This window comes from Candidatus Obscuribacterales bacterium (assembly GCA_036703605.1).
Taxonomy (GTDB): Bacteria; Cyanobacteriota; Cyanobacteriia; order RECH01; family RECH01; genus RECH01.
On the sequence record DATNRH010001215.1, the window covers coordinates 1 to 5,614 of the forward strand.

Annotated in this window: 4 protein-coding genes; 2 read left to right on the forward strand and 2 right to left on the reverse strand. The window is 54.1% G+C overall.

What is annotated here, in order from left to right; genetic code table 11:
• The coding region (locus V6D20_25090; protein ID HEY9819058.1) for a glycosyltransferase at positions 1–1,026 on the reverse strand (1,026 nt) is incomplete at its 3' end.
• Positions 1,027–1,521: 495 nt separating this feature from the next.
• On the opposite strand from V6D20_25090, the gene V6D20_25095 reads away from it, so the two are divergent.
• Together V6D20_25095 and V6D20_25100 are read left to right on the forward strand one after the other, a co-directional pair.
• Positions 1,522–2,520 (forward strand): ATP-binding cassette domain-containing protein, encoded by a 999-nt coding sequence (locus tag V6D20_25095; GenBank protein HEY9819059.1) that lies wholly within the window; start codon positions 1,522–1,524, stop codon positions 2,518–2,520.
• Positions 2,520–3,326, forward strand: a complete 807-nt coding sequence (locus V6D20_25100; protein ID HEY9819060.1) for an ABC-2 family transporter protein — start codon at positions 2,520–2,522, stop codon at positions 3,324–3,326. Before V6D20_25095 ends, V6D20_25100 begins: the two co-directional genes overlap by 1 nt.
• A gap of 153 nt (positions 3,327–3,479) precedes the next feature.
• On the opposite strand, the gene infB is transcribed toward V6D20_25100, so the two are convergent.
• Positions 3,480–5,614: translation initiation factor IF-2 (infB, locus tag V6D20_25105; protein HEY9819061.1), on the reverse strand; the 2,135-nt coding region annotated here is incomplete at its 5' end.

Here is a 5,614-nt window from a genome sequence, read left to right on the forward strand (position 1 = left end):
CACAAAGGAACTGCCGCAACAGGTTACACTGCGGGTGCCGTCGCGCATGGGTTGAATTTGCCGGTAGAAGACCTCTTCTTCTGGGGTTAGCACCGATTCTAGGCGCAGATTACGAGCTAAGGGATCGGGGTTATAAAACGACTGGGGGGTTTGCACTAGGGCCACATTGGGTTTTTGGAAGAAGCCCAATGTGCGAGTCAGAAAGTTAGTGGTAGGCACGAAGTCCGCATCGAAGACCACGATCAGGTCTCCTGTAGTTTGGGCGATCGCATGGTTGAGGTTGCCAGCCTTGGCGTGACGATTGTCGGGGCGGGTGATGTACTCACAGCCGAGTTCTTGGGCCAAGCGCTGTACTCCGGGGCGGCAGGTATCGTCTAACAGATAGACCCGATGGTTGGCATAGTCCATGGCCTGGCAGCCAATGACGGTGCGCCGCAGGATGGCTTCGGGTTCATCGTAGGTGGGGATCAAGACGTCAACGGAGGGCTGGTAGTCACCCGACTGGACATCGACGGATAGGACATCGGCCTCTCGCCGGCGATCGCGCACTTTGAAGAGCAAAAACAGTTGGATCGTGCTAGCACTCAGGGTAAGTAACTCCAGGGCCAGCAGACCCACGCTCAGCAATCCGGATAGGGGAGTGCCGAAGTTCAGCGTGGAGAGCGATCGCCAGAGAAGGTAGCGCAGGGTCAGTATCGCCAAGGTACCGACAACAATGCCCCGTGACCATGTATTCGGCTGGGGCGACAGCTTCATGGTGATCAGCACTGTCCCCAAGAGAGCGATCGTGGGCATCAGGAGGTGCTCTAAGGATAGGGCAGGAGCCTGCACCCAAGTGGGCGGATGCTGTTGAAACCATTGAATTTGTTGAGCAATTTGCTGGGTCGGGCCATGCCCTCCTAGCCATGCCACCATCACGAATGCCACACTGACCATCAGTCCAAACCCTATGAGCGTGGCAGGGTAGACATGCCAGCGCGCCTGGACGCGTGCGGAGCGATGATTCTGCAGTGAAGGAGGGGTCATAAACAAGACTCAAATGATGGACAAAAGCTAGGGACTGAGAAGTAGATACCGCTTGCTTGAGGCTATACCGCAGATGTTGACTAATATTTAGTTTTGTAAACAGTCTAGTTGCTTTTTCGAAAAAACAGACTGCCTAGGGCAACCACCTCAAGGTGTGTAACCTCGCCAATGACGTTCGGCTTTATGTAAGCTACGGATTGTAGCCCTGCTTGGATTGATGCAAATCATAGATGGAGGATCAGGATGTCTAATCCCGACGGGATCCCTATGGGGGAACGCGGAGGCATGACTCGGTTAGGTCTGTTATGGGTTAGGCAATCCTGTTGTCTAGACTGAGACTGGATATCTCCGGCAAATGTAGGCTTGGCGCGCTACTCTTCTATTAGTAAGAGATGGGCCAGTCGCTGAGATGAGAGGGTTCTGAGAAGAGTCTGAGGGTATAGAGCGGCGCTGGTTCTCTGTTCAAGGTCTTTAGCCCAGTTCTGCTACATGTCAATGATTTCAGTCCACCATCTCAGCAAGACCTATCCGGTTGCCGTTAAGCAGCCGGGATTGCGGGGAACGCTACAGCATTTGTTCAAGCGCACCTACCACCAGGTCAATGCTGTACAAGATGTTTCTTTCACCATTGAGCCGGGGGAAGTGGTGGGATTTCTAGGCCCCAATGGAGCTGGGAAAACGACGACCCTGAAGATGCTCACGGGCTTGATTCATCCATCGACCGGGGATATACGGGTGGCTGGCCATGTCCCTTATCAACGCGATCGCTCCTTTTTGCAAAGCATTACTCTGGTGATGGGGCAGAAGCAGCAGCTCATTTGGGATCTGCCTGCTATGGATTCTCTGCGGATTAATGCAGCGGTGTATGGCATTGAGGAAGGAGAGTTTCGCCATCGAGTCGGTGAGCTGGTGGAGATGCTGTCCCTGGAGGGCAAGCTGACTCAACCGGTGCGCAAGCTGTCTTTGGGGGAACGGATGAAGGCAGAAGTGCTGGCAGCTTTGGTGCATCGTCCTCAGGTGTTGTTTCTAGACGAACCGACGTTAGGGTTAGATGTGAATGCGCAGGTAAGCGTCCGTAACTTTTTGCGGGAGTATAATCAGCGCTATGGTGCCACGATTTTGCTGACCAGTCATTACATGGCTGACATTACGGCCCTCTGTCAGCGGGTGATGCTGATCTATGCCGGGCGCTTGATTTACGATGGCGGCTTAGAGAACCTATTGGAGAAGTTCGCACCTTATCGAGAGGTGACGGTGGAACTGGGTGAGCAGTCTGCCTCGCTTGCGCCGCAGTCCTTAAGCGATCGCCTCCAAGCCTACGGGGAGTTAGAATCGGTTGAAGGCTGTATTGCTAGGTTTATGGTGCATCGCGATCAGCTCCCTGCCGTTATTGCTCGTTTGCTGGCCGATCTGGATGTGATTGATCTAACCGTTACCGATCCGCCGGTTGAAGATGTGATTGGCCGAGTTTTTCAGCAAGGACATGTAACGTGATGACAACCATCTTTCAAGGGCGTCGCCCCTGGCATATTGCCCGAACCTTGATGGTGGTGTACTACGCCTACATGTTGGAATACCGGGCAGAGCTGTTGTTTTGGGTGCTCTCGGGTAGCCTACCGCTGATTCTCATGGGGGTTTGGGTGCAGGCGGCTGAGACCGGACAGTTTGCCCTGTCCTCCTTAGAGTTTGTCCGCTATTTCTTCGCGGTCTTCCTCGTGCGCCAACTGACGGTCGTTTGGGTGATTTGGGAGTTTGAACGGCAGGTGGTGGAAGGAACGCTTTCCGCTAAGTTATTGCAGCCCTTGGATCCTGGCTGGCATCATTTCGCCTCCCACACGGCAGAACGGCTAGCGCGACTTCCCTTGGTCATCGGTATGATGGTGCTATTCTTCACCCTCTACCCCGATGCTCTCTGGCAGCCCGATCTCGCTAACCTAGGTCTGGGCTTGATGATGACCGTGCTGGCCTTTATCCTGCGCTTCTTAATCCAATACACCTTTGCTATGTTTGCCTTTTGGATGGAGCGGGCCGTTGCCATTGAGCAGTTCTGGTTTTTGCTCTATCTATTTCTCTCGGGTATGGTCGCCCCGTTAGAGGTTTTTCCGCCTATGGTGCGATCGCTTGTCCTATGGACACCGTTTCCCTATTTGATTAATATTCCAGCCAGTTTGATCGTAGGGCTGCCGGTAAATCTGACCCAGGCGTTTCTGGTCACCTTCGGGTGGATTGCCATCTTCTGGCTGCTCAACCGTTGGCTGTGGCATAAGGGGCTCAAGCACTACTCGGGTATGGGAGCTTAGTCCTGCGTATCCCCTCTCGCTATGATCCATGCCAAGTCTGAGGATACAGGTCAGAAGGTAGGCATGTTCAGCAACGATGATGGCAAAAAAAATAGGGGGCGATCGCCCCCTATGGTATATCAATGAACGTTATGAGCCGATCGGGCTAAACGACTAAACCGTCAACGTCCGTCGCTTGCTGACTAGCTTGAAGGTTTCAACAATGTCGCCTTCTTCCCAGCGGTTGAAGTTATCCAAGCCAATGCCACACTCATAGCCAGCGTTGACTTCTTTCACGTCATCCTTCACCCGCTTGAGGGAATCAAGATTACCTTCGTGAACCACTTCATTGCCTCGGCGCACCCGCACACGGCAGTTCCGAATCGCCTTACCCGACTGCACATAGCAACCGGCTACAGCACCCTTGCCTACAGGGAAGACTGCCCGCACTTCAACCTGTCCTAGTGGTTCTTCCACCATTTCAGGATCCAACAACCCTTCCATTGCTCCTTGAATATCTTCCAAGAGCTTGTAGATGATGTTGTACTCGCGGACGTCAACGCCAGCTTCATCAGACGCTTGACGGGCACCGCTCGCCAAGGTGGTATTGAAGCCAATGATCACGGCATTACTAGCCGCAGCCAAGTCTACGTCTGTTTCAGTCACCTCACCCGGTGCTGCCAGCAACACCCGAAGCTGTACTTCCTGTTGGGGTAGCTGCTGTAGAGAGCCCAAGATGGCTTCTACGGAACCCTGAACGTCGGCTTTCAGCACGAGGTTGAGTTCTTTCAGTTCGCCTTCCTGTGCCTGCATTGACAGGGTATTGAGGGAGACTCGGCGAGACGCCATAGCCTGCTGGAGGCGGGACTGACGCTGTTGCTCCTTGCGAGAATCGGCAACGGCTCGCGCTTCCTTCTCTTCCCGGAAGACTTCGAACTCATCCCCAGCAGCAGGTACTTCGCTTAAACCGAGCACCTCAACTGCAAAGGACGGATAGGCTGCCTCAACCCGTTGGAGGCGATCGTCAATCATGGCTCGCACCTTACAGAAGGAAGAACCAGCCACAAGGGTATCGCCTACCCGCAGTGAACCATTTTGAACCAGCAGGGTAGCAACCGGCCCACGAGACTTATCGAGGTTCGCCTCAATGACCGTCCCACGTGCGGGGCGATCGGGGTTGGCATAGAGATCTTCAACCTCGGCTACGAGGAGAATCATCTCCAGCAAGGTGTCGAGGTTGTCGCCATTGATGGCACTCACCGGCACCATGATGGTGTTGCCGCCCCACTCTTCCGGCACCAGACCGTACTCCGTGAGTTCTTGCTTGACGCGCTCGGTCTGAGCCCCTTCTTTGTCTACCTTATTAATGGCAACCACAATGGGAACTTCCGCTGCCTTGGCGTGGCTAATGGCTTCGATGGTTTGCGGACGCACCCCATCATCAGCAGCAACCACAAGGACAGCAATGTCAGTCACCCGAGTTCCTCGGGCCCGCATAGCCGTGAAGGCTTCGTGACCTGGCGTATCTAGAAACACCACCTGTTGGGCGTTGTCTCCTTCGCCCATATCCACGTGGTAAGCCCCGATGTGCTGGGTAATACCGCCCGCTTCTCCTTGGGCAACCTTGGTCTTCCGAATAGAGTCGAGCAGGGTGGTTTTCCCGTGATCGACGTGACCCATAATGGTCACCACTGGCGGACGACGCTGCAGGCTTTCTAGGTCGCCCACATCAATCATATCGGTCACTTTCTTCGCTTCAGCTTCAGCTTCAGCGGTTTCTGCCGTAATGCCAAACTCTTCCGTGACGGTAATCGCCGTTGGAATATCTAGAATTTGGTTGATGTTAGCCGCAATACCCTTAAAGAAGAGGGTTTTGATAATTTCCGTTTCTGGAACACCAATCACCGCCGCTAGATCGTGGACGCTCAGGCTATCGGTCAACACAATATGTTCTGGCCGTTTGTCCTTTTGCTCTTGCTCGCGGCGATCGCGTCGGCTATTGCGAGAATTTTCTCGAGAACCGCCGCCAGAACGCTTCTTCTGAGCTTGGGCTGTGTTAGGAGCCTTAGGCTGCGGTGGACGCCCCTTAGGCTTGGGCGGACGGACTAGGGATAGGCTGACTTGATTAGCTCCATCCTCATCGCCATTGAGAACTTCATCCAAATCTTCATCTTCGTCAATGAGTGGCTGCGTGCGACGCTTGCTCTTGACACTCTTTGCCCGTGGCGTTTCTTCCTCATCTTCCTCGTGATCACGACGCGACTTACTGCGCTTGGGTGGACGAGGTGGTGCAGGACGCTGCAGATCTA